This is a genomic window from Duganella aquatilis, assembly GCF_009674565.1.
GTDB classification, from domain to species: domain Bacteria; phylum Pseudomonadota; class Gammaproteobacteria; order Burkholderiales; family Burkholderiaceae_D; genus Rugamonas; species Rugamonas aquatilis.
The window spans coordinates 512,690-537,596 of the sequence record NZ_WKJL01000001.1; the positions used below are offsets into that span (position 1 = coordinate 512,690).

40 protein-coding genes and 1 pseudogene are annotated in these 24,907 nt (G+C 60.4%); 31 read left to right on the forward strand and 10 right to left on the reverse strand.

The window, feature by feature from the left end; translation table 11 throughout:
* Positions 1-3: 3 nt before the first annotated feature.
* Together GJ698_RS02335 and GJ698_RS02340 are read right to left on the reverse strand one after the other, a co-directional pair.
* On the reverse strand, positions 4-276 hold the full coding sequence (locus GJ698_RS02335) for a hypothetical protein (protein ID WP_154355963.1): 273 nt from the start codon (positions 274-276) through the stop codon (positions 4-6).
* Positions 277-355: 79 nt separating this feature from the next.
* Positions 356-670: a hypothetical protein gene (locus tag GJ698_RS02340; RefSeq protein ID WP_154355964.1), complete on the reverse strand. Its 315-nt coding sequence runs from the start codon at positions 668-670 to the stop codon at positions 356-358.
* Between the two features lie 83 nt (positions 671-753).
* Here GJ698_RS02340 and GJ698_RS02345 point away from each other — a divergent pair, with 83 nt between their 5' ends.
* Positions 754-1,023 carry a hypothetical protein gene (locus GJ698_RS02345; RefSeq protein ID WP_154355965.1) on the forward strand — a complete coding sequence of 90 codons (270 nt, stop codon included), beginning with the start codon at positions 754-756 and terminating at the stop codon, positions 1,021-1,023.
* Here the strand turns inward: GJ698_RS02345 and GJ698_RS02350 are convergent.
* The gene (locus tag GJ698_RS02350; protein ID WP_154355966.1) at positions 1,020-1,316 is read right to left on the reverse strand and encodes a hypothetical protein; all 297 of its coding nucleotides are present in this window, start codon (positions 1,314-1,316) and stop codon (positions 1,020-1,022) included. The two genes, GJ698_RS02345 and GJ698_RS02350, sit on opposite strands and share 4 nt — an antisense overlap.
* The gene (locus GJ698_RS02355; protein WP_154355967.1) at positions 1,303-1,530 is read right to left on the reverse strand and encodes a helix-turn-helix domain-containing protein; all 228 of its coding nucleotides are present in this window, start codon (positions 1,528-1,530) and stop codon (positions 1,303-1,305) included. Before GJ698_RS02355 ends, GJ698_RS02350 begins: the two co-directional genes overlap by 14 nt.
* A gap of 83 nt (positions 1,531-1,613) precedes the next feature.
* Between GJ698_RS02355 and GJ698_RS02360 the strand changes: the two genes are divergently transcribed.
* The 7 genes from GJ698_RS02360 (at position 1,614) to GJ698_RS02390 (ending at position 4,666) form a co-directional block, all read left to right on the forward strand.
* Positions 1,614-2,351, forward strand: a complete 738-nt coding sequence (locus GJ698_RS02360) for a LexA family transcriptional regulator (protein ID WP_154355968.1) — start codon at positions 1,614-1,616, stop codon at positions 2,349-2,351.
* Between the two features lie 14 nt (positions 2,352-2,365).
* Entirely contained in the window at positions 2,366-2,857 is a 492-nt protein-coding gene (locus GJ698_RS02365; RefSeq protein ID WP_154355969.1) for a hypothetical protein, read from the forward strand.
* Between the two features lie 83 nt (positions 2,858-2,940).
* The gene (locus GJ698_RS02370) at positions 2,941-3,102 is read left to right on the forward strand and encodes a DUF3761 domain-containing protein (protein ID WP_154355970.1); all 162 of its coding nucleotides are present in this window, start codon (positions 2,941-2,943) and stop codon (positions 3,100-3,102) included.
* A 58-nt stretch (positions 3,103-3,160) separates the two neighbouring features.
* A complete protein-coding gene (locus GJ698_RS02375) occupies positions 3,161-3,472 on the forward strand; it encodes a DUF3761 domain-containing protein (protein ID WP_154355971.1) in 312 nt (103 codons plus the stop codon).
* Between the two features lie 131 nt (positions 3,473-3,603).
* Complete coding sequence (locus GJ698_RS02380; protein WP_371865105.1) at positions 3,604-3,924, forward strand: DUF4236 domain-containing protein; 321 nt, start codon at positions 3,604-3,606, stop codon at positions 3,922-3,924.
* A 102-nt stretch (positions 3,925-4,026) separates the two neighbouring features.
* Positions 4,027-4,245, forward strand: a complete 219-nt coding sequence (locus tag GJ698_RS02385; protein WP_154355972.1) for a hypothetical protein — start codon at positions 4,027-4,029, stop codon at positions 4,243-4,245.
* The gene (locus GJ698_RS02390; RefSeq protein ID WP_154355973.1) at positions 4,238-4,666 is read left to right on the forward strand and encodes a hypothetical protein; all 429 of its coding nucleotides are present in this window, start codon (positions 4,238-4,240) and stop codon (positions 4,664-4,666) included. Before GJ698_RS02385 ends, GJ698_RS02390 begins: the two co-directional genes overlap by 8 nt.
* A gap of 76 nt (positions 4,667-4,742) precedes the next feature.
* Here the strand turns inward: GJ698_RS02390 and GJ698_RS02395 are convergent, their stop codons facing one another.
* Together GJ698_RS02395 and GJ698_RS30740 are read right to left on the reverse strand one after the other, a co-directional pair.
* Complete coding sequence (locus GJ698_RS02395; protein WP_154355974.1) at positions 4,743-5,336, reverse strand: Rha family transcriptional regulator; 594 nt, start codon at positions 5,334-5,336, stop codon at positions 4,743-4,745.
* Between the two features lie 215 nt (positions 5,337-5,551).
* On the reverse strand, positions 5,552-6,265 hold the full coding sequence (locus GJ698_RS30740) for an FxDxF family PEP-CTERM protein (RefSeq protein WP_154355975.1): 714 nt from the start codon (positions 6,263-6,265) through the stop codon (positions 5,552-5,554).
* A gap of 512 nt (positions 6,266-6,777) precedes the next feature.
* Here GJ698_RS30740 and GJ698_RS02405 point away from each other — a divergent pair.
* The 23 genes and pseudogenes from GJ698_RS02405 to GJ698_RS02495 all read left to right on the forward strand — a co-directional run bounded on the left by GJ698_RS02405 (position 6,778) and on the right by GJ698_RS02495 (position 20,418).
* The gene (locus tag GJ698_RS02405; RefSeq protein ID WP_154355976.1) at positions 6,778-7,131 is read left to right on the forward strand and encodes a hypothetical protein; all 354 of its coding nucleotides are present in this window, start codon (positions 6,778-6,780) and stop codon (positions 7,129-7,131) included.
* A 142-nt stretch (positions 7,132-7,273) separates the two neighbouring features.
* Entirely contained in the window at positions 7,274-7,447 is a 174-nt protein-coding gene (locus GJ698_RS02410) for a hypothetical protein (RefSeq protein WP_154355977.1), read from the forward strand.
* A gap of 426 nt (positions 7,448-7,873) precedes the next feature.
* Positions 7,874-8,011 (forward strand): hypothetical protein, encoded by a 138-nt coding sequence (locus GJ698_RS02415; protein WP_154355978.1) that lies wholly within the window; start codon positions 7,874-7,876, stop codon positions 8,009-8,011.
* Positions 8,008-8,145 carry a hypothetical protein gene (locus GJ698_RS30425; RefSeq protein ID WP_166454784.1) on the forward strand — a complete coding sequence of 46 codons (138 nt, stop codon included), beginning with the start codon at positions 8,008-8,010 and terminating at the stop codon, positions 8,143-8,145. The genes GJ698_RS02415 and GJ698_RS30425 overlap by 4 nt, the downstream gene beginning before the upstream one ends.
* Complete coding sequence (locus GJ698_RS30430) at positions 8,142-8,279, forward strand: hypothetical protein (RefSeq protein WP_166454785.1); 138 nt, start codon at positions 8,142-8,144, stop codon at positions 8,277-8,279. The genes GJ698_RS30425 and GJ698_RS30430 overlap by 4 nt, the downstream gene beginning before the upstream one ends.
* Positions 8,276-9,148, forward strand: a complete 873-nt coding sequence (locus GJ698_RS02420; protein ID WP_166454786.1) for an ERF family protein — start codon at positions 8,276-8,278, stop codon at positions 9,146-9,148. Before GJ698_RS30430 ends, GJ698_RS02420 begins: the two co-directional genes overlap by 4 nt.
* 2 nt (positions 9,149-9,150) lie before the next feature.
* Complete coding sequence (locus GJ698_RS02425) at positions 9,151-11,031, forward strand: YqaJ viral recombinase family protein (protein WP_154355980.1); 1,881 nt, start codon at positions 9,151-9,153, stop codon at positions 11,029-11,031.
* A 23-nt stretch (positions 11,032-11,054) separates the two neighbouring features.
* Positions 11,055-11,369, forward strand: a complete 315-nt coding sequence (locus GJ698_RS02430; protein ID WP_154355981.1) for a KTSC domain-containing protein — start codon at positions 11,055-11,057, stop codon at positions 11,367-11,369.
* On the forward strand, positions 11,366-11,611 hold the full coding sequence (locus GJ698_RS02435; protein WP_154355982.1) for a hypothetical protein: 246 nt from the start codon (positions 11,366-11,368) through the stop codon (positions 11,609-11,611). Before GJ698_RS02430 ends, GJ698_RS02435 begins: the two co-directional genes overlap by 4 nt.
* 28 nt (positions 11,612-11,639) lie before the next feature.
* On the forward strand, positions 11,640-12,101 hold the full coding sequence (locus tag GJ698_RS02440; protein ID WP_229259793.1) for a DUF1367 family protein: 462 nt from the start codon (positions 11,640-11,642) through the stop codon (positions 12,099-12,101).
* A 25-nt stretch (positions 12,102-12,126) separates the two neighbouring features.
* Positions 12,127-12,837, forward strand: coding sequence for a hypothetical protein (locus GJ698_RS02445; protein ID WP_154355983.1), 711 nt, complete (start codon positions 12,127-12,129; stop codon positions 12,835-12,837).
* An 11-nt stretch (positions 12,838-12,848) separates the two neighbouring features.
* A pseudogene (locus tag GJ698_RS02450) lies at positions 12,849-13,742 on the forward strand (recombination-associated protein RdgC); the annotation flags it as partial.
* Positions 13,743-13,790: 48 nt separating this feature from the next.
* Entirely contained in the window at positions 13,791-14,105 is a 315-nt protein-coding gene (locus GJ698_RS30745; protein WP_229259827.1) for a DNA translocase FtsK, read from the forward strand.
* Positions 14,106-14,394: 289 nt separating this feature from the next.
* Positions 14,395-14,844 carry a hypothetical protein gene (locus tag GJ698_RS02455; protein WP_154355984.1) on the forward strand — a complete coding sequence of 150 codons (450 nt, stop codon included), beginning with the start codon at positions 14,395-14,397 and terminating at the stop codon, positions 14,842-14,844.
* Complete coding sequence (locus tag GJ698_RS02460; protein ID WP_154355985.1) at positions 14,841-15,242, forward strand: hypothetical protein; 402 nt, start codon at positions 14,841-14,843, stop codon at positions 15,240-15,242. The genes GJ698_RS02455 and GJ698_RS02460 overlap by 4 nt, the downstream gene beginning before the upstream one ends.
* Positions 15,239-15,766, forward strand: coding sequence for a Mu-Gp12 family protein (locus GJ698_RS02465; protein WP_154355986.1), 528 nt, complete (start codon positions 15,239-15,241; stop codon positions 15,764-15,766). Before GJ698_RS02460 ends, GJ698_RS02465 begins: the two co-directional genes overlap by 4 nt.
* 311 nt (positions 15,767-16,077) lie before the next feature.
* The gene (locus GJ698_RS31125; protein ID WP_267874769.1) at positions 16,078-16,206 is read left to right on the forward strand and encodes a hypothetical protein; all 129 of its coding nucleotides are present in this window, start codon (positions 16,078-16,080) and stop codon (positions 16,204-16,206) included.
* Positions 16,203-16,436, forward strand: coding sequence for a hypothetical protein (locus tag GJ698_RS02470; protein ID WP_154355987.1), 234 nt, complete (start codon positions 16,203-16,205; stop codon positions 16,434-16,436). Before GJ698_RS31125 ends, GJ698_RS02470 begins: the two co-directional genes overlap by 4 nt.
* Positions 16,433-16,669 carry a hypothetical protein gene (locus GJ698_RS02475; RefSeq protein ID WP_154355988.1) on the forward strand — a complete coding sequence of 79 codons (237 nt, stop codon included), beginning with the start codon at positions 16,433-16,435 and terminating at the stop codon, positions 16,667-16,669. The genes GJ698_RS02470 and GJ698_RS02475 overlap by 4 nt, the downstream gene beginning before the upstream one ends.
* Complete coding sequence (gene xisR, locus GJ698_RS30600) at positions 16,666-17,001, forward strand: excisionase family protein (RefSeq protein WP_208023760.1); 336 nt, start codon at positions 16,666-16,668, stop codon at positions 16,999-17,001. The genes GJ698_RS02475 and xisR overlap by 4 nt, the downstream gene beginning before the upstream one ends.
* Positions 16,929-18,116 (forward strand): Arm DNA-binding domain-containing protein, encoded by a 1,188-nt coding sequence (locus GJ698_RS02485; protein ID WP_166454788.1) that lies wholly within the window; start codon positions 16,929-16,931, stop codon positions 18,114-18,116. Before xisR ends, GJ698_RS02485 begins: the two co-directional genes overlap by 73 nt.
* 149 nt (positions 18,117-18,265) lie before the next feature.
* Positions 18,266-19,882 (forward strand): L-aspartate oxidase, encoded by a 1,617-nt coding sequence (nadB, locus tag GJ698_RS02490; protein ID WP_154355990.1) that lies wholly within the window; start codon positions 18,266-18,268, stop codon positions 19,880-19,882.
* The gene (locus GJ698_RS02495) at positions 19,879-20,418 is read left to right on the forward strand and encodes a GNAT family N-acetyltransferase (protein WP_154355991.1); all 540 of its coding nucleotides are present in this window, start codon (positions 19,879-19,881) and stop codon (positions 20,416-20,418) included. The genes nadB and GJ698_RS02495 overlap by 4 nt, the downstream gene beginning before the upstream one ends.
* Here the strand turns inward: GJ698_RS02495 and GJ698_RS02500 are convergent.
* From GJ698_RS02500 to GJ698_RS02515, 4 genes are all read right to left on the reverse strand, one after another.
* Positions 20,405-21,160, reverse strand: coding sequence for a substrate-binding periplasmic protein (locus GJ698_RS02500; RefSeq protein WP_154355992.1), 756 nt, complete (start codon positions 21,158-21,160; stop codon positions 20,405-20,407). The two genes, GJ698_RS02495 and GJ698_RS02500, sit on opposite strands and share 14 nt — an antisense overlap.
* A 78-nt stretch (positions 21,161-21,238) precedes the next feature.
* Positions 21,239-22,105 (reverse strand): carboxylating nicotinate-nucleotide diphosphorylase, encoded by an 867-nt coding sequence (gene nadC / locus GJ698_RS02505; protein WP_154356374.1) that lies wholly within the window; start codon positions 22,103-22,105, stop codon positions 21,239-21,241.
* Entirely contained in the window at positions 22,105-23,259 is a 1,155-nt protein-coding gene (gene nadA / locus GJ698_RS02510) for a quinolinate synthase NadA (RefSeq protein ID WP_154355993.1), read from the reverse strand. The genes nadC and nadA overlap by 1 nt, the downstream gene beginning before the upstream one ends.
* A gap of 5 nt (positions 23,260-23,264) precedes the next feature.
* Positions 23,265-24,866, reverse strand: a complete 1,602-nt coding sequence (locus tag GJ698_RS02515; protein ID WP_154355994.1) for an ABC-F family ATPase — start codon at positions 24,864-24,866, stop codon at positions 23,265-23,267.
* Positions 24,867-24,907 lie beyond the last annotated feature (41 nt).

Genomic DNA, 24,907 nt, shown 5'->3' on the forward strand with positions numbered 1-24,907 from the left:
GATTCACATGCGCATGTGGTGGCGCGGCATGCTGAAGTTCGTCCTGCCCGGCAGCACCATGGCAATGTTCTGGCCACCGACTGGCCATTCCATGCGCGAGCGTGGCGGCTTATCATTCTTGTGCTGCTCCACCCAACCACGCGCCAAGTCGCGCAGCTTGCGGCTTTGCGGCACATCAGCGGCGGCGCAGGCCTGGTTGAAATCGCGGTATTCGTCCTCGTTGAAAAGCACTTTCGCAACGAGGATGCGAGGTTTGGGCATCTGGGTATGGTTCATGATGTTTTCCTATAAAAGTGATTCAGGCTTTCGGGTGATGCTGATGATTCAGGTGTTGCAAACTTGGCGGCCGGCGCCGTCAGTCAGGCAGGCCGCAAGCAGCGGCGCCGGTGGCTGGCGCGGCGCAAAGAGCGAAGCGATCGCCCTGCTTCGCCAGCACTTCCAGCAGCGTGTTTTGCTTGCGCAGCTCGGCGAGGATCAGGGTCGGCGTTTCGTCAGCTACCAACTCGACGCTAGCCATCTCGCCAACCACCGGCGCCGGGCCGCGCACCGCGTCGGCGAACGCCAGCAGCACGGTCGCGGCGGCGCTGGCGACAGCAGCCGGATCAGCGTTGTCGGCGTCCAGGTTGAATGCGGCAAGCAGCGCGGCGGTGATGGTTTGATGATTGCTCATGACTACCTTTCAAAAATTCAGGCGGCAGATTCCAATGCGTTACAGTTGCAGTTCTCACACAACAACTTGCAAAGGGATCTCCCATGGACGATTTGCAAAAAATTCATGTGGCCTTAACAGCACAGCGCCTAATTCTTCAACACCTATTCACCCGTTTCTACGAGCACGACCCGGATGCGGAGCGCCAAGCTGCAGCGGCATTTCTTCAGGACGCAGAGTCAGCGACGGTGCAAACCGAGGCCCTCACATCCCTTCCGACAGATCAGGTTCGGGCGGCAGTGATAGCTCAGATGCAGATGTTCTTTTCGGACATCGAGAGCTACATATCTTCTCGCTCCGACCTAGCCGGCTAGATGCGAAGGCCGGCGCCGCTGGTCTCCCGCTTTGCCGTCGCTCCGCCGGAACCGGTGCTCGGCGACTGATTCCGCATCGCCGCCTGGATGTTCCAGAGCTTCGCCAATGCGGCTTCGGCTGCAAGCGCCGCCGGCGTCACCTGCTCCAGCAGCACCAAGGTCTTGCGCACCTGGCTGTCATCAACTTCGATCTTCAGCGGGATGCTGCCGGGCTTTGCCAGCGCGTCCAGTGCGGCGGCCGGCACATACCCGAGCTTCGCCATGAAGGTGTCCAGGTGCTTACGGATGTTCATGGGGTTCTCCGGTAGCGGCGGGGCCGTAAATATCTTCGAAGTTCAGGACGTGCCCGCGAGTCGAGGCAAACGCAATTAGCCGCTTTGCCGCGTCAGGTGGCACTGACTGTCCTCGCTCGTAGTGCGAAATGTTTCCTTGGCTGACGTTCAGCGCCGTCGCGAGGACCTGTTGGGTAACGCCGAGCCGAGCCCGGATTCGAGATATCGCATTCATACGAACAATATTAGTCGGACTGCTAGCCAATGTCAACAGTCGGACTAATTGAAAGTTATTAGGCTTACTTATATTCTCGCAATATGCCAGCACAACCACTATCCCCCGAACAGTTAGCCGAAGCCGCCAATCTCAAAGACCTTTTCAAGGAATGGCAGCGCTCGCGCAAAGAGTCCGGCCTACCCTCCTCCCAAGAGGCAGCGGCAGATCTACTGGGATTCGGGCAGAGTGCCCTTGCACAGTATTTGAATGGTCGAATTCCACTCAACGTGGATGCCGGCGCGAAGTTCGCAGTCCTACTGGGGGTTGGTCTCAGCGACTTCAGTCCCTCGTTGTCGGACCAGGCGCTACGGGTTGCAGGTGCAGTAGCGATCACAGACGATGACGACCACGCTCCGCCTTCGGTGGCAATTCAAATGGTGACGATTGAGGTGCAGGCCGGCATTGACCGTTTTGTGGCCGAGCCAATCGATGATGGCGGCAGCAAGCACCATGTGCCGCGCCAATGGCTTGAAGAGAACGACCTCTATCCTAACGCGCTGGTTGCGGTTAAGGTCAAAGGCGATAGCATGCAGCCGCTGATGTACGAAGGTGACATCGCGGTGGTGAACACGGCTGATAAGGTGCGCAAGAACGGTGGAGTGTTCGCGATGAATTATGAGGGCCAAGCCGTCATAAAGCGCCTCCTCTACGAGCGGCGCGATTGGTTCCTGGCGTCCGACAATCCCGAATTCAAACCGGTGCCTTGTCGAGGCTCTGACTGCATCGTAATTGGCCGTGTAGTTCACTTCACACCAAAGAACTTCCGAGATCGCCTCTAATTTCTGGAGAGTTGATGAAACGAGTTGCCTATATCGCGGCAGTGGCCATGCTTGCTACTTTGGCTGCTGGAATTGCGGCGTACGCCAATTACGATGAATGGTTCATCCTGCCGAAGGCTCGAAAACTTGTCGCTGACAAACTAAACGACCCGCTCAGTGCGCAGTTTCGCAATGACCGCCTGATTGCCGAAAACTGGCACTGCGGAGAAGTAAATGGAAAAAATGCGATGGGCGGCTACGTCGGGTTTAGGCGTTTCATCTCTGGGAGGATCAACAAAGAAGTCTACCTGGAGCGCACTGGCATGGTTGGCGAAGAAACGACCGCTGAGGTGCTACTGCTGGCCGACAAAGTAATAGCACGCATGAAGGCCCAGAACGAAATGAAGGCGAGAGACCCCGACTTCAAATACCCGAATGAGTCAGATGCTGATCGCTATGATCGTGCGCGCGGCGAAGTGTTCGAAGATCACTGGAAGGCTATTTGCGAGGCCAAGAGCATATCATAGTGATAATTAGATAGTTTTCTAATGGTCAACAAACCATATAATTCAACTACGAAACGGCACGTCCTTGCCGCAGCAGGAATTATATGAAAACTATCGTTATCTACCTGTCACTTATCGTATTGATTTCGCTCACCGGCTGTGGCGGTGGGAATGGTGGCGATGATACCGTTCAGTGCAAGGATGGTTGGATTTCGCACTCGAAGGATAAGCAGGGCGCGTGCTCTTCCCATGGCGGTGTTGCATAAAAAATAGTCCGCGCACCATCCGATACGCAACCATATCCCACCTCCGCGAAGGACCGCGATGAGAACTTTGCTCACCACCCTGCTTCTGGCGGCCTCCTTGGTCGCCCCAGCCTTCGCCCAGCTGGCGCCGCCGGCCAGCGCTCCTACTGTACCCGCTGCGCCGAAGAAAGCCGAACCAAACGAAGCCGACCTGCAGACGCACAACCACTACGTGAACAAGGCTGGCCAGGATGTGCACTCGCCGGCGAAGAGCGTCGACGGCAAGGTGCCGGCCGGCGCCAGCGCGAAGTGCCGAGATGGCAGCTACAGCTTCAGTAAGAGTCGGCGCGGGACGTGTTCGCGGCATGGTGGTGTCGCGGCTTGGTTGTAGTTTAGAAGATCACTGGAAGGCTATTCGCCACGAGCACGCGACGTCATCGTGACAATTCGTTAGATTTCCAATTATCAATAAATCATATAATCGTGATATGCGGCGGTGCCGAAAAGCATTGAGAGGCTAAAGTGGGCTTTCGCTTTCGAAGAACTATCAAGATTCTCCCTGGGGTCAAGGTCAACATCAGCAAGTCAGGCTTCAGCACATCAATCGGCGGCCCGGGCGCCACGGTCAACATAAAGCGCGGCCGAAAAACCAAGACCACTCTCGGAGTACCTGGCACCGGAATTTCACATACGAGCTACTCTGGCGAGGGCGCCTCTCGCGCTCGGCAATCGAAAACTGAGAATGTGCGAGATTGCGACCAGCCACAAACAAACTGGCGCGATGTCATTGTCGGCATTGGCTTCCTCGTGCTCATCGGCGTGATTGCCAAGGCCTGCTCATGATGACAAGATGCCCTCGTATTGACGTATTAGGGAGTGGCAAGAAAGGACCCCATTCGCCATCCGATGCAAGGCAAACTCACACCAATCATAATTTAAATTCCCATGAGCGAAAAATCTAGCGTAGCTGCAACAATCGAAGGAATCACGGCGATAGGAATCGCTTGGATCGATTTGACGAATTTATTAATAAAATCAAACGTTATCAAAAAAGAAGAAATCCAAAAATTGCTTCAAGTTAATATTGAAACCGCGAATGCAAATGACCAGCAAACAGCTCAGAAAATGTTTGCAGCGCTGAGTGGAGCGCTAACCAATGAGTAATGTCAAGCAACTAAGAGACTTCAACGCGATTAGGAACGCGGTTTCAGGGGAATCGTTTGACGGTGGGGACGGAGGTGGCTATGATGGCCGCATGGAAGCCCGCATAGCAAAGCTCGAAGAATTCGCCACCGACGCCAAGGAGCGCTTGGTGAAGATCGAGTCACGCCTGGAGCAGACGGCTACAAAGTCTGATATTTCCGACCTCAAGGCTGACCTGCACAAGTCCAGCACCGATATTACGCGCTGGATGTTGGCCACGGTGATCTCGCTGTTCTTGGGGTTTGCAGGCCTGTTCTTCACCATGAGCAACGCGTCGAAGTCTGCGGCAGTGCCGCAGTCGCCTGTGACCGTATATACACAGGCACCTCCGGCACCTGCGCCTATCGCACCAGCATCCGCTGCTGCGTCGGATCACAAATGAGAAAAGCCCCGCTAGTCGGGGCTTTTTAACGACCTGAGCAAACCCGTGCACCAACTGATGCGCAGGCCGGATGGTGCTACACCAGCTTGGGCTGCACCTTATCCTTGAGATCCGCAAGCTCCGGATCGATCACCTTCTTTTCGCGCTTGCGCAGGTTCAGCCCCTTTGCGTGATAGCTACCACGCCGTTTGCTGTCCTTGTCCTCCAGTTCCAACTCCATGCAGCGGTAGCGTAGGCCATCGCGCTGATTTTTTATGTAGGCGGCCATAGCGTTGAACGCCTTGATATATGCGATCTTGAAGCCGAGCGCCCGCTTGCCTGTGAAGCCCATTGCGAGTAGCGTAAATCCATCTCGGCTCATCGCAAACCCGGGCGAAGCGATCGACTCACCCCCGGATGGATTTGGCCGCATCTCAACCGTCGGCTCAAAATTGAGCAGACGGTCCTCCTCGGGAATCTGGTCAATCAGCGCACGGATATCTCGCATCACGTTTTTGTGGTGCTTGCCGAAGGCCATCGCGACCTGCTGAGAGGTCGTCGTCAAACGCTCACCGTCTGCCCTGATGAAGTACAGAAAATTCAGCTCTGGCACGCTTACCCTGGCCATTACCTCGTCTGCATTTCCCCTAGCGGCAGCCGCCAACAACTCTTCTGATACTCGATCGTTCATGCCCTACTCCTATGTGGTTGGATTGAGGATGCGCTTGCTTACGTCAATACATACATCGTTGAAGTTGCCGTAGGCGCATTCCCGCATCCATCGCGGCAAACCAGAGCAGGCCCAAGGCTATCACGAGAAGCTGTCTGGCATAAGGTCTTGTCAGGCCGCGTGAAGTGACTGAACAAAAAAAGCCGCCCCCAGGCGGCCTCGCGAAGCGCTGTGCTTTAGGCGCGCGTCTGGCGCCGACGCGCAACGGCACCGACAAGACCCAGGCCGAGAAGCAGCATGGCGTAGGTCTCTGGTTCCGGGACGGCTACCACTGGGTTTGCGTAGGTGATCGAGTAAGCAAACTCGTGAACGCGAGCATTGAAAATTGGATTGCTGCCGGCGATCCCTTCCGACATCGTGAACGAAAGCCTATCGGCAGAAAGGTTGGTTGTAGGGGTGTAAGAAATTACAGCATTTGAGTTGCCGTAAGTAATACTAGCGGAGGCGGTGTAGCTACCTATCGGCGAGGAAAAATTCACCGGGTTGGCGCCAGTTGGGATACCCTCTCCCGAGTTAGCGCCGCCAATGTCGAGTTGCAGCCAGGTGATCAGCGCACCGTTCACCCGCGCGGTGGTAAGAAAACTGACTGGCGTCGAAATTTTAAAATAGTCGGTCGTGCTGGTGGCGCCGACTACCTCCCAAGAGGAAACAGTATATGCCTGGCCGTTTTCGCCGGCTGCTGCAAAAGTAGTGGTCTCGCCAAATACAGTGCTAAGAGCGGTGCCGAGAATGTAACCTTCGGTTCCCGAGCTATTGAATCCAGCAATGGAGAAAGTAAAGGTGTCACCGGACTTCACTCCTGCATTGGCGCTTTGAGCGAATAAAAGCGCCGCGGCGCTAGCGAGGAGGCACGCCAGCGGGCGCGCGCGAAAGACTTTGGACGGAACCATTGAGCATCCCTATTTAATTGATTTCGTATCGAAAAAGAGTACGCCAAGCGTGGATTGCCACTAAAACTAGGCTTTTAAATAACATCGATGACATTAGCATAAAATCATCGCTCGGGATGTAGCGTAAACGTGCTACATCGGCGCACTTCATCGCTGCCTTTCGGCCGCCCCTTGCCCGGTAACCTTCTTTTCTTCGGGCACTTCAACACCGCCAACATTATCAAGCATATCAATACGGATGAGATCGACTGGCGGCCGGCTGTGCTGCCCGTAGAAGCCAAAGAGATGCCGTTCTAGCGAAGCACAAAAATTTATTCAATATTATTAGTCCGACTGTTGACTTAAATAAGTAGTCCGACTAATATTACTTCATCGACGCACCAACCCCGATGGAGAACGAAATGTCCCAAGCCGAACTGAAAGCCCTTTCCGACGCAGCAGCCGCTGCTGGCGACGTTGTTCCTTCCTTCGATTTCAGCACCGCGGCCGCGCCGGCGACGCTGGGTTAATCCATGAACGCTCCGATTTCCGCCGCCCTGCTCCAGCTGCGCGCCAACGCGCCGGCGGCGCGCGTGCAACCGACCGTGCCGCATAACGCGCGCCTTCTGGCCAGCGCCTACGAGCATGACGGCATCTACCTGGACTTGCGCGGCGTGCTGGACAGCGCCGGCTACGACGTTGAAGACGTTTCGCTGGCTGGCAGCACGGTGGCGCTCACCGCGCTTTTCTCCCGCGACCAGTTGCGCCAGATGTCCGATTGGTGCGACGAGCACCTCCCGAGCGCCCACGCGCTGCAGCTGGTGTCGCAGCAGGAATCGCGCGCCGAGCGCCTGCAGTGGGAACGCCACGCCAGCGAGCCGCCTTGATTTTGACAGTCGCCGCACGCTGAAAGTGCGGACGGGCCGGCGGGCCAGCATAAACGCCCTGTGGGATCAGCATGCCCCGACTGCGCCGCGCGGTCGACCCATCCCGGGCAAGCGCGGCACCAACCAACGAAAGGAGGTAAGCATGGCGGAATTCAAAAAAGGCGCGGCAGTCAAGGCGCGTAGCTCGAAGAGCGGCAAGGTCACCGAAGGCAAGTTCGTCGCCGAGCATCCGGCAGCCAAGGGCGTGTTTCTGGAAGTCGACCACGGCGACGGCGTGACCAAGAAGTATCGCCCATCGCAGGTGACTGCGACCTGATCGCCGGCGCGGCCAGCAGCATGGCCGCGCACCTGACCTGCGCCAGGCACGCGCAGGAACCATATACCCAGCCCTTGCCCTCGTAAGCCTAACAACGGCTTGCGCGAAGGCGAAAGCGCAGGCCGAGACACGGCGAGGGACGACAGGGGCTGGCTATGTGGTGAACCAGTAGGGAATGCGTCAGTACGCTCCGCGTCGACGGCGCCAATACCGAAGCACCACACGCAGCGAGCGGCGTACGCGCTCCCCAAACAACGAAGTCAATAGGGAGCGCAGGATGAACAGCACGAATCACTGGCAAGCGAAATACCCGGGCGGCCTTTTCTGGACCAACGTGCCGGCGGTCCTCGTACAAAACCTAATTGCCTGCGGCTTCAAGGTGCGCCCTCCACGCGCTGCAAGCCTCTCGCAAACGCAGGTGTTTGCATGATGGCGCGCATCCTCTTCGGCACGCCCGGCGACTGGTGTAGCCGCCACCCGCGAGTAATGCTCAGTGCCGTGTCTTTGCTGACCGCGCTGTCGCAGTGGCTGGTTGATCTCGTGCTGCCAGCGGTTGCGCCGTGAAGAAATTGCGTGACGCCCTGATCGTCGCTCTGCTGGGCACGCTGATCGGCTCCGCCTATGCCTACATGCGGCAGTCCGACGAAGAGGCGGCGCTGCGCGACCAGGCGGTGTGGGCCGGCAAGGCGGATAAATGACCGCCCTCGCCGACTTCGCCAGCCAGGCGCTGCGCAACCTGCGCGCCGGCCACCGCCCGCAACACGCTGTACGCCTTGCCGTGCTCAATGCAGCTTTGACGAAGTTAGACCGGAGAACGAAATGGGAAGCATGAACGAAGTACTGGAGATGGATACGGCGCCGAGCCAGTCGACGGCCATCGCGGCATCGGCTGCGCACCAGGTGGCCGCCCAAGCATCGCGCCCAGTCGCCACGAATGCATTCGAATTGGTGGCACATGCCGCCGCGCGCGGCGCGTCGATGGATGAACTGCGCACCTTCATCGAACTGCAAGAACGCCTGGAGGCGAATCAGGCCCGCAAAGCCTACGTTGCCGCGATGGCGGAGTTCAAGCGCACTCCGCCGCAGATAATGAAAGACAAAGCCGTCGGCTACTACAACAAGGACGGCAGCTTCACCGGCTACCGCCACTCGACACTGGGCGCAGTGTGCGGCGCGGTAGTCGAGGCCTTGGGCACGCACGGCTTCTCCCACCGCTGGGACACCGAACAACCGGACAGCGGCATGATCGCAGTCACCTGCGCGATCACCCACGCAATGGGGCACTGCGAAACGACGCGCATGGTAGCGCCGCCGGACAACTCGGGCAAGAAAAATGCCATCCAGCAGGTCGCGTCGACTATCACCTACCTGCAGCGCTACACCCTGCTGGCCGCATGTGGCCTCGCCACCAACGAGCAACTGGACGACGACGGACGCGGCGGCGCTGACAACCCGCAAGCTGATGTGCCGCACACCGGCGCGGATGGCGAACGCAAGCCGCAACCAGAAGGCCCGCCGCCATGCAGTGACCAGCAATTCGAAGTCGAAGCTCCGAAATGGCGCAAGACTGTCGAGGGCGGCAAGAAAACGCCGGAACAGCTGCTTGCGATGGTGAGCACGCGCGCCACGTTCACTGAAGCACAGAAAAAAGCAATCCTGTCCTGGAAACAAAAACCGGCTTCGGCCGCCAACGAGGAATAATCATGCAGCGCGAAAGCACACTGACCCGCGAAATCCGCCATCTGCTGCAAGGCAGCGACGAATGGCACGCATTCCGCTTCAACCACCACGGCGCCAGCGAAGCTGCAGCCGCCATGGGTCTTTCGAAGCACACCACACGTTCCGAACTCGTACGCATGAAGGCTACCGGCCTGGCCAAAGAGTTCAGCGACTGGGTGCAGGAGAACATTCTGGATAAAGGCCATGAGGTGGAGGCGATGGCGCGCCCACTCGCTGAACGGATCATTGGTGAAGACCTCTATCCCGTGACTCTGTCGCTGGGTACGATGGGCGCCTCCTGCGATGGCCTGACCATGGATGAAAGTATCGGCTGGGAGCACAAGCAGTGGAACGCCGAGCTGGCCGGATCCCTCCGCGCCGGCGTTCTGCCAGAAGAGCATGCACCACAGGTCTACCAGCAGTTGTTGGTTTCGGGCGCCGAGAAGTGGTTGTTCATGACGTCCGACGGCACCGAACAGAACATGGTGTATCTGTGGGTCCACCCAGATGCGAACTGGTTTTCACGCGTAGTGGCAAGCTGGGAGCAGATCGACGTCGATGTCACCAACTACACTCAGGTCGACCACGCGCTGAAGCCAGAGGCCGCGCCGGCCGCCGCCCTGCCCGCGCTGCTCGTCCAGACCGAAGGCAAGGTCGTCAGCAGCAACCTGATGGTCTATCAGAAGGCGGCGGACAAGTTCCTGTCGACGATCAAGACCGACCTGCAGGATGACCAGGACTTCGCCGACGCCGAGTACAACGTCAAATTCTGCGGCGAGGCCGAGCAGAAACTGGAACTTGCCAAGGCCGCCGCGCTGGCACAGACCTCGACCATCGACGAAGTGCTGCGCACGGTCGATCACATCAAAGCGCAGTTCCGCGCCAAGCGCCTCGAACTGGAAAAGCTGGTCAAGACGCGCAAAGAACAGATCAAGGAAACCATCCTGAACGAAGGCAAACGCGACTATGCGGACCACGTCGCGACGCTGGAGAAGGAAATCGTCCCGCTGCGCCTGTCGCTGCCGCAGCCGGATTTCGCCGGCGCCATGAAGAGTCTCCGCACTCTGGCCAGCCTACACAACGCCGTCAACACGACGCTGGCCAACGCCAAGGTCGCCGCCAACCAGCAGGCCGCCGACTACCGCACCAAGCAGGCCTGGTGCAAAGAGCATGCCGCCGGCTACGGCCACCTGTTCATGGACATGGCGCAGATCATCGGCAAGGCGATGGACGACTTCCAACTGGTGGTGACCACCCGCATCGATAAGCACAAGGCCGACGAAAAAGCCAAGGAGGATGCGCTGCGCGCGCAGATCGCGGCCCAGGAGCAGGCAAAGGCCGAGGCAGCCGCCGCCGAGAAACTGGCAGCCGAGCGTAAAGCTGACGCCGATCGCCAAGCCACCGAACAGGCGCGTGTCGCCGCCGAAACGAAACGCCAACTCGAAGCGCAGGCCGCGCAGACCGCCGCCCAGCGCCAGGCCGAAGAGCAGCGCGCGCAGCAGCCCGCCCAGACCGGGCGTCCGACCACCGCTGCCGCTGCAATCGCCCAAGCCACCGCGCTCGCCGAACAGGCGCGCCTGACCGACTTGGCAGACGCACAGGTCGCGGCCATCCAGCCAGCGCCGGCCGGCGACCTGTTCGACCAGCCAGCCACCGTGCCGATCACGCCGCCAACGCTACGCCTCGGCCAGATCAACGAGCGCATCGCGCCACTGACCATCACCGTCGACGGCTTGCGCGCCTTGGGCTTCGAGCCGGCCGCCACCGACCGCGCATCGAAGCTGTACCACGAAGCCGACTTCCCTCGCATGTGCGCCGCCATGGTGCGCCACATCAGCGCGGCACAGGCGAAATCCGCAGCATAACCACCAACCACCAGGAGAACAGCATGCACACCGCAAATTCCATCCCGCTGATGAAGGTCACCTCGTCGCAGATCGCCGCCATCGGCCACAATCCTGCCACCGAGACCTTGGCCATCCAGTTCTTCCACAAGGGCGCGCCGGGCAACGTGTACCACTATCACAACTTCAGCGCTGCGGAATACACCGCCTTCGCCGGCGCGGAGTCGATCGGCCGCCATTTCAAGCAGCACATCAAGCCGCACGCCCAGAAGCACCCGTACCAGAACATGGGCGTGCCGTCGGCGACGCCGGCCGCCGAGGTCGCGGTGGAGCAGCAGAAGCAGGAGCAAGCAGCGTGAACGATCACGACATCACCAAGGAAGGCATTCGGGTGAAACCCGGTCAAGTGTGGCTGGACTTCGATAAGCGTACGAACGGCGGGAAGCGCACCGTCACGGTCGACCGTGTAGTTGATGGCGGTGCCTTCGTTACCACGAATGGTGTCACCAAAGCCAACGGGAAGCCGTACACCTCGCGCCTGTCCGTCCGCCGCATGCACAAAGGTGCCACCGGCTGGGCGCTGGTATCGGAGGCACCATGACCACCGCACGCTTCGCGGGAGCACCGCCTTGACAGAAATCGTGCTGATGAAGGTCTCCAACATCCTGGTGCCGCACGACGAGGCTGCGGCGGCCTTCATCCAGAAAATGAAAGCCGGCGAACTGACCCACGCCGATTTCAAGCGGGTCAGGAACTACAAGTTTCACAAGAAGTACTTCGCCCTGCTCGACTTCGCGTTCGAGCAGTGGGAGCCCAGCGGCCAGCTCACCTATCAGGGCATGCCGGTGGCGAAGAACAAAGAGCGCTTCCGCAAGGATCTGATCATCCTGGCCGGCTTCTACGAGTCGACGGTGAATATCCGGAGCGAAGTCCGGCTGGAGGCGAAGAGCATTTCCTTCGCCGTGATGGACGAAATCGAATTTGAACGGCTGTACAACGCGACCGTGGACGTGATCCTGCGGCGCATTTTGACCAGATACACCAGGCAGGACCTGGACAACGTGATCAACCAGCTGCTGGCATTTACCTGAGCCGGCAGCATAGACAAGGACCATCATGGACCAATTGAAGGACGCGGTAGCCGCAGCATTCGACAACATCGTCGCCTCCGGCGCCATCGAAGCCGCTCTCCAGGAGCAGGTCGGCAAAGCCATCACCAGCGCGATAAAAGACCAGATCGGCGGCTACAACAGCGATTTCACCAAGAAGATTAACGAGCGGGTCAAAGCGCTGATTGACGTCAATCTGGACGAAATTGATCTGCCCTGCTACCGCCAGTTGGTCGCTGACATCATTAAGAAGCGCGTCGGCGCCGTGATGACGTCGCAGTTCACCGAGCAGCTGGATAAAGATATCGCTGAGTTACTGGAGCCGGCTCCTGCTGAAATCACACTGCACGCACTGCTGGAAGAATTCATCAAGCATAACCTCGACTATTACAGACGCGACGAATTGCGCGGTTGCGACTTCACTTTCAAGATCGAGCGGCACCCGTCGTCGGCGACCGGCGCGGAATATGTAGACGTCTACATCGACGCCGAGCCCGGCAAGTACGCAGGGCACGACGTCCACTTGCGGATCAAGGGTGCAGGCGAGGTGTGGGGCTTGTCGCTCAGCGGCCGCGATCTGAAAGACAAGATTTTTGTTGGTCCGCTGTTCGCGTTCGAGAAGCGCCTCTTCCAGATGTACACGGCCAAGACGCGTCTGATCATCCCGGCCGACGCCACGGCGGACGACTACACCACCACATTCCCACACAACGATTAAGCGAGCACACCATGTTTTTCAAGAATTTGCAGGCCTACCGTTTGCCCGCGCCGTGGGCGATGACCGCCGATGCGCTGGCCGAAGCTCTCGCGCCGCAGGCCTTCACGCCGGCCAGCAGCAACGAGCTGATCCGCCAGGGCTGGTCCGCGCCGCGCCCGAATGGCGGTCTGGTGCACACCGTCAACAAGCAGATGCTGATCCGCCTGCGCGGCGAGAAAAAGCTGCTGCCGGCCACTGTCATCAACCAGGTGACGAAGGCGCGCGCCGCCGAGATGGAAGAGGCACAGGGCTTCGCGCCGGGCAAGAAAGCGATGAAGGAATTGAAGGAACGCGTCACCGACGAGCTGCTGCCGCGCGCGTTCAGCATCGAGTCGAACACCTGGACGTGGATCGATCCGGTCAACGGCTGGCTGGTGGTCGACGCCGCCTCGCCGGCCAAGGCCGACGAAGTCATCAAGCTGCTACTGAAAGCGGCCGACCGCATGCCGCTGGAAAGCCTGCGCGTGCAACGCTCGCCGGTGGGTGTGATGACCGACTGGCTGGCCACCGACGAGGCGCCGGCCGGCTTCACGGTCGACCAGGACGCCACACTGCGCGCCACCGGCGAGAGCAAAGCGCAAGTGGGCTACAAGCACCACTCCCTCGATCCGGAAGAAATCCGCCGCCACATCCAGGCCGGCAAGCAGTGCACGCGCCTGGCCATGACCTGGGAAAGCAAGATCAGCTTTGTGCTGGACGAGAGCCTGGCCGTCAAGTCGGTGAAGCCACTGGACGTGCTGACCGAGGCTGACAAGGGCTCGATCCGCAACGATGACGAGCGCTTCGACGGCGACTTCATGTTGATGACCGGCGAACTGGCCAAGCTGATGGCCGACCTTGTTGAGGCGCTGGGCGGCGAGGCGAAGGACGTCGGCGCGCGGGACGACGCCGACACGGCCAGCTTACGCGGTCTAATGCGCGAGCATGGCGCCACCATCACCAAGGTGACCACGGCGCCAGCCAAGGGCGACGAGCCTGGCCGTGAACAGCGCCCGGTGAACGGCCACGGCCAGGGCGAAGTTCCCGCCGGCGACGGCAGCGCCAGCGATCCGCTGTACGAGCAGGCGGTGGCCGTCGTGCGCACCAACCAGCGCGCGTCGATATCACTGGTCCAGCGTCACCTACGGATCGGCTACAACCGGGCAGCGCGGCTACTCGAGGCGATGGAACGTTCAGGAATCGTCACTGTGGCAGCGTCGAACGGCTCGCGCGAGGCGGTGGGAGCTTAAATTCGTGGGGACCACCGACAAGCTCCTCGACCCGAAAATCGACTGCCGCTTTGGCAATGCCAGCTGCATACGCGAGTGCATCTTTCGGGCTGCCGAACACGGTAGGCACCTTCATCTGCAAAACGATGACGTCTCCATAGAGCACACGGTACGCGCCTACCCAGTTGCCGGGCTGGTCTTCAAAAGTCGAGATTTGCACGGTGTGCCCGTTGTGCTCGAAGGGATTTTCTTGAGCTCCCTCCCTTGGGTAAAACATAGATTCCCCTCCTTTAATAACAGGAATAATATCATGAGCCTCCCCTATGAAAACTCCACCAGCGGCGCCAACGCCCTGGAGGAAATCGGCAAGATCCTGACGCGCTTCGGTTGCGCGCGTTTCGGCCACATGACCGACAACGAGAACGGCCACCTGCTGGTGCAGTTCACCCATCGCGGCAACGACGTGTCGGTGAAGGCCAGCTATCGCGGCTATGCGGCGGCCTGGTTGAAAGAACACCCGCACTCGAACCGCATGAAGGCGAACCGCACGCAGCACGAGAAAAATGCGCTGGAACAGGCCAAGGTCAGTGTCTGCTCGATCCTGCGCGACTGGGTGAAATCGCAGGTCACCATGATCGAAATCGGCGTGCTGAGTTTTGAAGGCGCGTTCCTGGGCCAGCTGATGCTGGCGAACGGCAAGTCGGTGCTGGACCACGCAGCAGCTGTCGGCCTGGTGCAGATCGAAGGCGGTGCTGTATGAGCTACTGCTACAGCTATGACGGCGAACTTTATCAGGGCGATTTCGATAGCCCGCTGGCGGCGGCAGCCGAAGTTTTCGTAGGCGAGCCCAATCGGGAGACGGTACACGTCGGCGAATCGGTGCATGTGCCGACCACCGACTACGTCAGCGCCGATTGGATCATTGACGATATCAGTACCCGCGCCATGGACGAATGCGGCGAAGTCGCCGAGGACTGGTTGCGCGCTCTGTCGAAGAACGCAGAGGCCAAGGCTGAACTGGAAAAGCTGGTCGCCGACTTTATCGACAAACACGAGCGCCCGACTTTCTGGAATGTGGTGAACTGCCGCCAGGTTGCGCGCACCGAGGTGGAGGCGGCCGGCCTGCTCGCTCAGCGGCAGCAAGGCGGTGCAGCATGAGCGCCGCATTCTACAAATCGAGCGACGGCGCCCTGATGGCGGCATGGGCGATCTATGAAACCGACGTTGGGGCCGTGCGCGCCGCTGGTAAAGAGTTCGCTGCGCACTTCGGTGGCAAGCTGCTGATGCGCTCCGACTTCCACGGCAACAGAGTGGCTGGCCTGTGCTTCCAGCCGGCCAAGGATGACCCGCTGTGGACGAAACCGGACGCCCAGCTCGCCGACAAGCAGCGCCCGCGCAGCTCGCTGCGCAAGGGAACGAAAGAGCAGCGCCAGGCTCTGGCCGCGCTGCTGACGGAGTGGTCTGAGCGCTTCCCGAAGCTGAAAGCCGACCTCGCCCCGGTGCTGGCCGCCATGGGCACCGATTGGGGCGCCCTCTTCTTCTGCGGGATCGGCTTCTTCAAGCACGACGGCGCTATCTATGTCTGCACCAGCGCCAAGCTGGCACCGTGCATGGTCGAGATCCTGTCCAGCGAGTACAACGCGGCGAAGGCGGCCTATGAATCGATCAAGGAGGCAGCTTGAGCGAGAACCAGTGGGTCCGGGTGATCCAATTCAAGCGGGTGATGGTTTGAAGCTGCTACCAGCCCACCGCCCAGCCTTCGACCGCGTAGGACCGGTCATGGCTGTGCGTCCACTTCGTGCCGCAAACGGCGCACTCGTGGTGCTCGACACACTTCGCGTCTTCGCCGGTTCCCACAATCGCCGGCTCCATCTCCCCAACTGGTCGCAGTGCCGGATGTGGATCGGCGCCGTGCATGTGCCGCTCCATCGTTTTGCAGTCGTTGCACTTGTTCATCGCAGTCTCACAAGTTCGTAAGAGAGGAAATCTTATCATGATTGGCAACGAAGACCTGCAAGCCCCAATCCCCAGCGACCCGCACTGCCGGCGCCGCGCGTGGCAGCTGATCGGCCTGATCTACGGCGCGGCGGCGCTGGCCAACCTTTGGTGGGCACTGTCATGAGCGCGCGGGACGCACTGCCGCCGCCCACGGCGCGCGATCTGGCCGAGCAGCATGACATGCGCATCCACCGCGCAAAGCAGCGCTGCCGCCCGGTCCTGCACCTGGGCATCAAGCAGTTCATCGCCGGCTTCTGCTGGCACAAGGGCGACGACGAGATGGTCGTCTACCTGGAGGGCATCGCCGGACCGGTCCGGCCGTGTGACATAACGATTATTGAGGAAGCAACATGAGCGCTCAAAATGCATTCCAGATGCGGCATGCGCTACTCAGCCTAGTGGCGCCGGCCGAGCCGACGAACGCTGAAGTACTGCGCGCGGTCGAGGCGCTGGACGTCAAGGTCGATCAATTGCTGACCACTCTCGTGCCGCAGCAATCGCCGCTGACGCTCGACCCGGCCGAAATCGCACGGACCATGGCACAGCTTAAGAGAGCGCGGCCAATATCAAAGGAGACGCCACCATGAACATGGGTGAATACAAGATGATCGAAGCTCTGGTGCAGCGCCTGGAGGCGGCAGCGCAGGACGTCGCCACCAAGACGGCGGCAGCAGCCTACTCGATGGAATGGGTAAAACTCGATCGATACATAGAGCTATCGGGCGACACGATGGATGCGGTGCAGGCGCGCCGCAAGACCGGAAAGTGGCTCGATGGCGATCAATGCAAAATGGTCGATGGCAGGCTGTGGATCAGCCTCCCGGCCGTACAGGAATGGATAGAACGATGGGAACAGACAAGTCCACTACGCGCGGCGTTGAGCTCCGCACGGGCATCAAAAGCGAATCGATCCGCATAAAATTTATGTACAAAGGCATGGAGTGTCGCGAGACGCTCAAGCTCGATCACACGAAGCAAAATATCAGGTACGCCGAGCGACTCCGCGGCGAGATCCTGAATGCCATCGAACTCGGAAAATTCGACTATGCCAAATACTTTCCTGACTCGGGCCAGCTCACGAAGCTTGGTCTGACGACGGTTACGAGCGCGTCGACCGTGGGCGAGTTGGTGCGCGAGTATTTGGACCAGGCGAAACCTGTTCTTGCTCCCAGCACTCACCTTCGCTACACGGCCACCTACAAGACCCATATTAGCAGATTTGACAACATGCTTTTGACGGAGTTGACGCCGCCAGTTCTACGGGCCTGGATTGCCTCAATCAACCGCAAGGCCAGAACGATACGATCGATTCTCATCCCGCTTCGCTCCGCCCTGGACTACGCAGTGAACGATGATCTTATCGAAGGTAATCCCCTGGATCGCGTCAAGATCAGTCGAATCATCCCCAAGGAGGCGAAGAGGGTCGAATACGTCGTTGATCCGTTCAGCACGGAAGAAATCAAAGCGATACTTGCCGCCTGCGACGGACAGGAGCGCAACGTGATTCTCTTCGCGTTTTCGACTGGCATGCGACCAAGCGAATACCTCGCATTGCGGTGGGGTTCGGTCGATTGGACAAATCTCACAGTGCTGGTTGAGAGGACGAGCGTCTTAGGCATTACCCGCGAAGAAACCAAAACCCAATCGGGGAGGCGTTCTATCGATCTGCGCAATGGCGCGCTACAAGCGCTGCGCGCGCAGAGGAATTTTACGGCGCTCGAAGACAATTTGGTTTTCCAAAATCCGAAGTTCGGCGCTGGGTGGCAGGACGCCCGGGAGTTGGGGCGGCGGTGGTACACGATTCTAAAAAAGGCCGGCGTGCGCCGCCGGGTTCTTTATCAAACGCGGCACACCTTTGCGTCTACGCTGTTATCAAGCGGGCTCAACGCGCTTTACGTGGCTAAGCAGATGGGGCACAAGGATACAGTCATGGTTTCAAAAACTTATGGTAAGTGGATCGAACTGGAAAACGGTGCGCTCTCGGACTATTTCGTGCGCGCGATACCGGGCGGGAACGTCGCAATTAAGGGCTAGATCTTTGTGCAACTCGCTGCGGAATTCGCCCACGTTTCGCCCACGTGGGCCAGCCCCGCGCGTAACCCCTTGAATTGAAATACTCCTGTAACAAATGTGATGATTAGTCTATAGTCATGGTTCTCTAGTGCATTCAAACCCACTTAATCATGAAATTTGATGTTGCAATTGTCGGCAGCGGACTGGCCGGCCTGTCGGTCGCCCTGCATCTGGCCGAGACCCGTACCGTAGCGATTGTTTCCAAACGTGCCCTGAGGGATGGCGCCAGCAACTGGGCCCAGGGCGGCATTGCCGCCGTGCTGGACTCGGGCGACAGCCACACCCAGCACATCGACGACACCCTGATCGCCGGCGGCGGTCTGTGCGACGAAGGCGCCACGCGCTACATCGTTGAACACGGCCGCGAAGCGATCGAGTGGCTGATCGAACAAGGCGTGCCCTTCACCAAGGATGATTCGGCCGAACTGGGCTTCCACCTGACCCGCGAAGGCGGCCACAGCCAGCGCCGCATCATCCACGCCGCCGACGCCACCGGCAATGCGGTGCAGATGACGCTGGAAGAAAAAGTACGCGCCCATCCGAACATCACGCTGTTCGAGCACCACTGCGCGATCGACCTGATCACCTCGGACAAGGTTCACCCAGGCAAAAAGGGCAACGCACAGCCGAAGTGCTACGGCCTGTACGTGCAGGACGAGCATACCGGTCAGGTGTACACTTTTGCGGCGGAACACACGGTGATGTGTACCGGTGGCGCCGGCAAGGTGTACCTGTACACCACCAATCCGGACACCGCCAGCGGCGACGGCATCGCCATGGCCTGGCGCGCCGGCTGCCGCGTGTCGAACATGGAATTCATCCAGTTCCACCCGACCTGCCTGTACCACCCGTACGCCAAATCCTTCCTGATCACCGAAGCGATCCGCGGCGAAGGCGGCCTGCTCAAGCTGCCGCCGGAAGCCGGCGCCGCCGCCGGCACGCGCTTCATGCTGGCCCACGACGAACGCGCCGAACTGGCGCCGCGCGACGTGGTCGCCCGCGCCATCGACTTCGAGATCAAGAAGCGCGGCCTGGACTACGTTCACCTCGACATCAGCCACAAGCCGGCCGAATTCCTGATCGAGCACTTCCCGACCATCTATGCGCGCTGCATGGAACTGGGCATCGACATCACCAAGGAACCGATTCCGATCGTGCCGGCCGCGCACTACACCTGCGGCGGCATTGTCACCGACCTGCATGGCCGCACCGATTTGCCGGGCCTGTACGCCGTCGGCGAAACCGCCTGCACCGGCCTGCACGGCGCCAACCGCCTGGCCAGCAACTCGCTGCTGGAATGCGTGGTGATCGGCCGCGCCTGCGCGCTCGACATCACGTCCAAGGAAAAAGGCGAAGTGCCCTACCTGCCGGATTGGGACGAAAGCCGCGTCACCGACGCCGACGAAGAAGTGGTCATCTCGCACAACTGGGACGAGCTGCGCCGCTTCATGTGGAACTATGTCGGCATCGTCCGCACCACCAAGCGCCTGGAACGCGCCCAGCACCGCCTGGCGCTGATGACGGAAGAAATCGACGAGTATTACCAGAACTTCCGCGTCTCGCACGACCTGCTGGAGCTGCGTAACCTGGTGGAGGTGGCGACCCTGATCGTCAACAGCGCCCTGCTGCGCCGTGAAAGCCGTGGCCTGCACTTCAGCCGCGACTATCCGGAGACGCTGGCGAAGGCGCTGCCGACCATCCTGACGCCGCCGCGGCGCAAGCAATGATCGCGGTCCGCCACGCCACGCAGGCCGACATCCCGGCCATGGAAGCGCTGATCGCGCGTTCCGGCATTGCGCTCAGCGCAGGTTTCTACACGCCCGAGCAGGCGCAGGCTGTCACGCGCTACGTGTTCGGCGTGGACACGCAGCTGGTGGCGGACCAGACCTACTTCATCATCGAGAAGGATGGCCAACTGGCGGCCTGCGGCGGATGGAGCAAGCGCAGCACGCTGTTCGGCGCCGACCGCACCAAGACAGGCGCCGATCCCCTGCTGGACCCGGCCACCGAGCCGGCCCGCATCCGCGCCTTCTTTGTCGATCCGTCGGCGGCGCGCCAGGGCCTGGGACGCATGCTGCTCCAGCACTGCAGCGATGCGGCGGCGGCCGGCGGCTTCCACACGCTGGAACTGGCGGCCACCATGCCGGGCGTACCGCTGTACACCGCCTGCGGCTTCAGCATCGTCGAACCGATCGAAATCACCTTGCCGGGCGACGTGCTGGTGCCGCTGGCGAAGATGCGCAAGGCGATCAGGGAATCGTAACGCCGTAACGGCGCGCCAGCTTTTGCAGCGCGCCGTTTTTCTTCATCTCCACCAGCAGTTGGTCGAAATGCGCCGGCAAGTCGCGCAGGCGCGGCGACAAGGGATAGGCGAAATAAGCATCCTGCACATCGATCAGCGGCGCCAGCGCCATCAGCTTGTCCTGCAAGCCGAGTGCCGCCAGCACCGGATCGGTATCGCGCCGATTGGTCGCAAACAGCTCGACGTGACCATGGGCCAGCATCTGCAGACCATTTTCCACTGTATTGGTGACGCTGGCGCGCAGCTGCGGCAGCGCCTTGTCGAACGCCTGTCCATACAGCCAGCCGTTGATGAGCGCCACGCGCCGGCCCTTGAGCAAGGAATAATCGCCCTCCCACACCGGCATGCTGTCGGCGCGCACGTAAAATGCCAGCTCGTCCTGCAAAAAAGCCTGTTCGCCGAAGCGGAGAATGCGTTGTCGTTCGGCGGATTTGTAGGCGCCGACCAGGATGTCGGCCTTGCCGCCGCTGACCACTTCCATCGCGCGCCGCCACGGGTAGATTTCGAAGCGCGCCTGGTAGCCATGGCGGTGCGCCAGCAGCCGCATCAGTTCCACGCCCAGGCCGGAAAACTCGCCGTTGGGACGCCGTTCGAAGATACCGACATTGTGGGTGCCCGCAGCCACCAGCTCACGTGAAGCCGGCGCGCGGGCAAAAGAAGACAGCGGCAAAGCGCCCAGCGCCATGCCGCAGAAGACAGTCAAGCAACGTCGCCGTGATGACAGCCGCAAGTGGGTCTCCCCCGCCGGAAATCCGGCATCTTGCGGTTTATTCTACGCGGATTAGCCGACGATGCGCAAAGAATAGTCGGTGGCCCGGATATCCTTGGTCAGGCTGCCGATCGAGATGCGGTCCACGCCTGTTTCGGCGATGGCGCGCACGGTGTCGAAGTTGATGCCGCCGGACGCTTCCAGCAGCGCGCGGCCGGCGTTGATGCCTACCGCTTCGCGCATCATGTCGGTGCTGAAGTTATCCAGCAGGATCGACAAGGCGCCCGCTTCCAGCGCTTCCTTCAACTCATCCAGCGACTCCACTTCCACCTGGATGCTGACGCCCTTGTCCAGGCGCTTGGCCGCTAGCACCGCGTTGGTGATGCCGCCTGCCGCCGCAATGTGGTTTTCCTTGATCAGGATGCCGTCGTACAGCGCCAGGCGCTGATTCTGGCCGCCGCCGACACGCACCGCGTACTTCTGCGCCAGGCGCAGGCCCGGCAAGGTCTTGCGCGTGTCGAGGATGGCGGCGCGGGTGCCGGCGATCACGTCGACGTATTTGCGGGTGGCGGTCGCCACGCCGGACAGCAGTTGCATGAAGTTCAGCGCGCCGCGTTCGGCGGTCAGCAGCGCACGCGCTGGACCTTCGATGGTGCAGACTACGCTGTCGGCCTTCATCACATCGCCTTCCGCGTACTTCCAGTCGATTTCAATCCCGGCCTGCATGCAGTTCATGATGCCTTCGAACCAGGGCGCGCCGCACAGCACCGCGTCTTCGCGCACGATCACGCGCGCCTTGGCGCGGCCGCCTTCCGGCACCAGCAGGCCGGTCAGGTCGCCGCTGCCCACGTCTTCCAGCAACGCCGACAGCAGGTTTGCTTCAAATGCCGATTTCAACGCGTCGTCGAACGGCGCGAACTTGTTCACCAGAGTACTCATCATGCAGGACCGATTCCCGAAAACAGTTGCGCTTCCTTTGCCAGGTCAGGGCCCGGCTGCACCTTGGCCTTCTTGGCTGCCGCGAAGTCCAGCATGCGGGTGATCGAGACCACGGCCTGCTTGCCGATTTCCGCATCGACGAAGATTTCGTTGTTGGCGCTGACCGCCGGATTGTCCATGTTCTCCAGCACGTCGGCCAGATTCTGCAGGCCGTTCATCGCCATCCACGGGCAGTGCGCGCAGCTCTTGCAGGTGGCGCTGTTGCCGGCGGTCGGCGCTTCGATGAAGCGTTTGCCCGGCGCCGCGGCGCGCATCTTGTGCAGGATGCCGTTGTCGGTGGCGACGATGAAGGTGTCGCAGTCCGACTCCACGGCGGCGTTGATGATCTGCGTGGTCGAGCCGACGACATCGGCCAGCGCCACCACGTTGGCCGGCGATTCCGGATGCACCAGGATCTTCGCCTCCGGGTACTGTGCCTTCAGCAGCTCCAGCTCCACGCCTTTGAATTCGTCATGCACCAGGCAGGAGCCCTGCCACAGCAGCATGTCGGCGCCGGTCTGCTTCTGGATGTAGGAACCCAGGTGCTTGTCCGGCGCCCACAGGATCTTCTTGCCCTGCTCGTGCAGGTGCTTGACGATATCCAGGCCAATCGACGAGGTCACCATCCAGTCGGCGCGCGCCTTGACGGCGGCGCTGGTGTTGGCATACACCACCACCGTGCGGTCCGGATGCGCATCGCAATAGGCGGCGAATTCGTCGGCCGGGCAGCCCAGGTCCAGCGAGCAGGTCGCGTCCAGGTCCGGCATCAGGATGCGTTTTTCCGGGCTGAGGATCTTGGCGGTTTCGCCCATGAAGCGCACGCCCGCCACCACCAGCGTCTTGGCCGGATGATCGCGGCCGAAGCGCGCCATCTCCAGCGAATCGGAGACGCAGCCGCCGGTTTCCTCGGCCAGATCCTGCAGGTCGGCGTCCACATAATAATGGGACACCAGGACTGCCTGCTTCTCCTTCAGCAGGCGCTTGATGCGTTCTTTGAGTTCGATGCGCTGTTCAGCGCTAGGAGTCGCTGGCGTGCGCGCCCAGGCATGGGCGGTGCAGCTGGCTCCGTCTTGTGGATGTTCGTACTCGACGGGTTTGATCTCAATGGCTTGCATAGTCTTTAGGCGATACCCTGGCTGGTCAGATACTCTTCGTAGTTGCCGCGGAAGTCGACGACTTCATTGTCCTTGATCTCGATGATGCGATTGGCCAGCGACGACACGAATTCGCGGTCGTGCGAGACGAAGATCAGGGTGCCGGCGTATTTATCAAGCGCGATGTTCAGCGACTCGATCGATTCCATGTCCATGTGGTTGGTGGGTTCATCGAGCAGCAGCACGTTGTGACGGCCCAGCATCAGCTTACCGTACATCATGCGGCCCTTTTCACCACCGGACAGCACGCGCACCGACTTCTTCACCTCGTCGCCGCCGAACAGCAGGCGACCCAGGATCGAGCGCACGGCCTGGTCGTCATCGCCTTCCTTGGTCCATTTGCCCATCCAGTCGGTCAGCGAGATATCGGTGGCGAAATCTTCGGTCGGATCCTGCGGCATGTAGCCGACGTTGGCGTTTTCCGCCCACTTGACGGTGCCGTGATCGGCGTGCAGGCCGGCGATGTCGTCGCCGCCGATGCAGCGCAACAGCGTGGTCTTACCGGCGCCGTTGGCGCCGATGATGGCGATGCGTTCGCCCGCTTCAACCATGATGCTGAAGTTGTTGAACAGCGTGCGGTCGTATTTTTTGCTGATGCTGTCGGTTTCCACGGCCAGGCGGTGCAGCTTCTTCTCGCCTTCGAAACGCACGAACGGATAGGCGCGCGACGACGGTTTGATGTCTTCGACCTTGATCTTGTCGATCATCTTGGCGCGCGAGGTGGCCTGGCGGGCCTTGGACTTGTTGGCCGAGAAGCGGCGCACGAAGTCCTGCAGCTCGGCGACTTTCTCTTTCGCCTTGGCGTTGTTGGCCAGCTGCTGGTTGCGCGCTTGCGTCGAGGCCAGCATGTAGTCGTCGTAATTGCCTGGGTAGATCTTCAGCGTACCGTAATCCATGTCGGCCACGTGGGTGCACACCTGGTTCAGGAAGTGGCGATCGTGGGAAATGATGATCATGGTGGAGTTGCGCTCGTTGAGCACATCTTCCAGCCAGCGGATGGTGTTGATGTCCAGGTTATTGGTCGGTTCGTCGAGCAGCAGGATGTCCGGGTTCGAGAACAGGGCCTGCGCCAGCAGCACACGCAGCTTCCAGCCTGGCGACACGGCGCTCATCGGGCCCTGGTGCAGGTCGATGCTGATGCCAACGCCCAGCAGCAGTTCGCCGGCGCGCGATTCGGCGGTGTAGCCATCGTATTCCGAGACTTTGCCTTCCAGATCGGCGGCCTTCATGTAGTCGTCGTCGGTGGCGTCCGGGTTGGCGTAGATCGCGTCGCGTTCGGCGATGGCGGCCCACATCTCGGTGTGGCCCATCATGACCACGTCCAGCACGCGCATGTCTTCGTACGCAAACTGATCCTGACGCAGCTTGCCCAGGCGTTCGTTCACGTCCAGCATCACGTTGCCTGCCGACGGATCGAGGTCGCCGCCGAGGATTTTCATGAAGGTGGACTTGCCGCAGCCGTTGGCGCCGATCAGGCCATAACGGTTGCCATCGCCGAATTTGACGGAGATGTTTTCAAACAGCGGCTTGGCGCCGAATTGCATCGTGATGTTTGCGGTACTGAGCATTTGGAGTTGGACTTTGCAGAATAGATAGAGCGAAAGGAGAA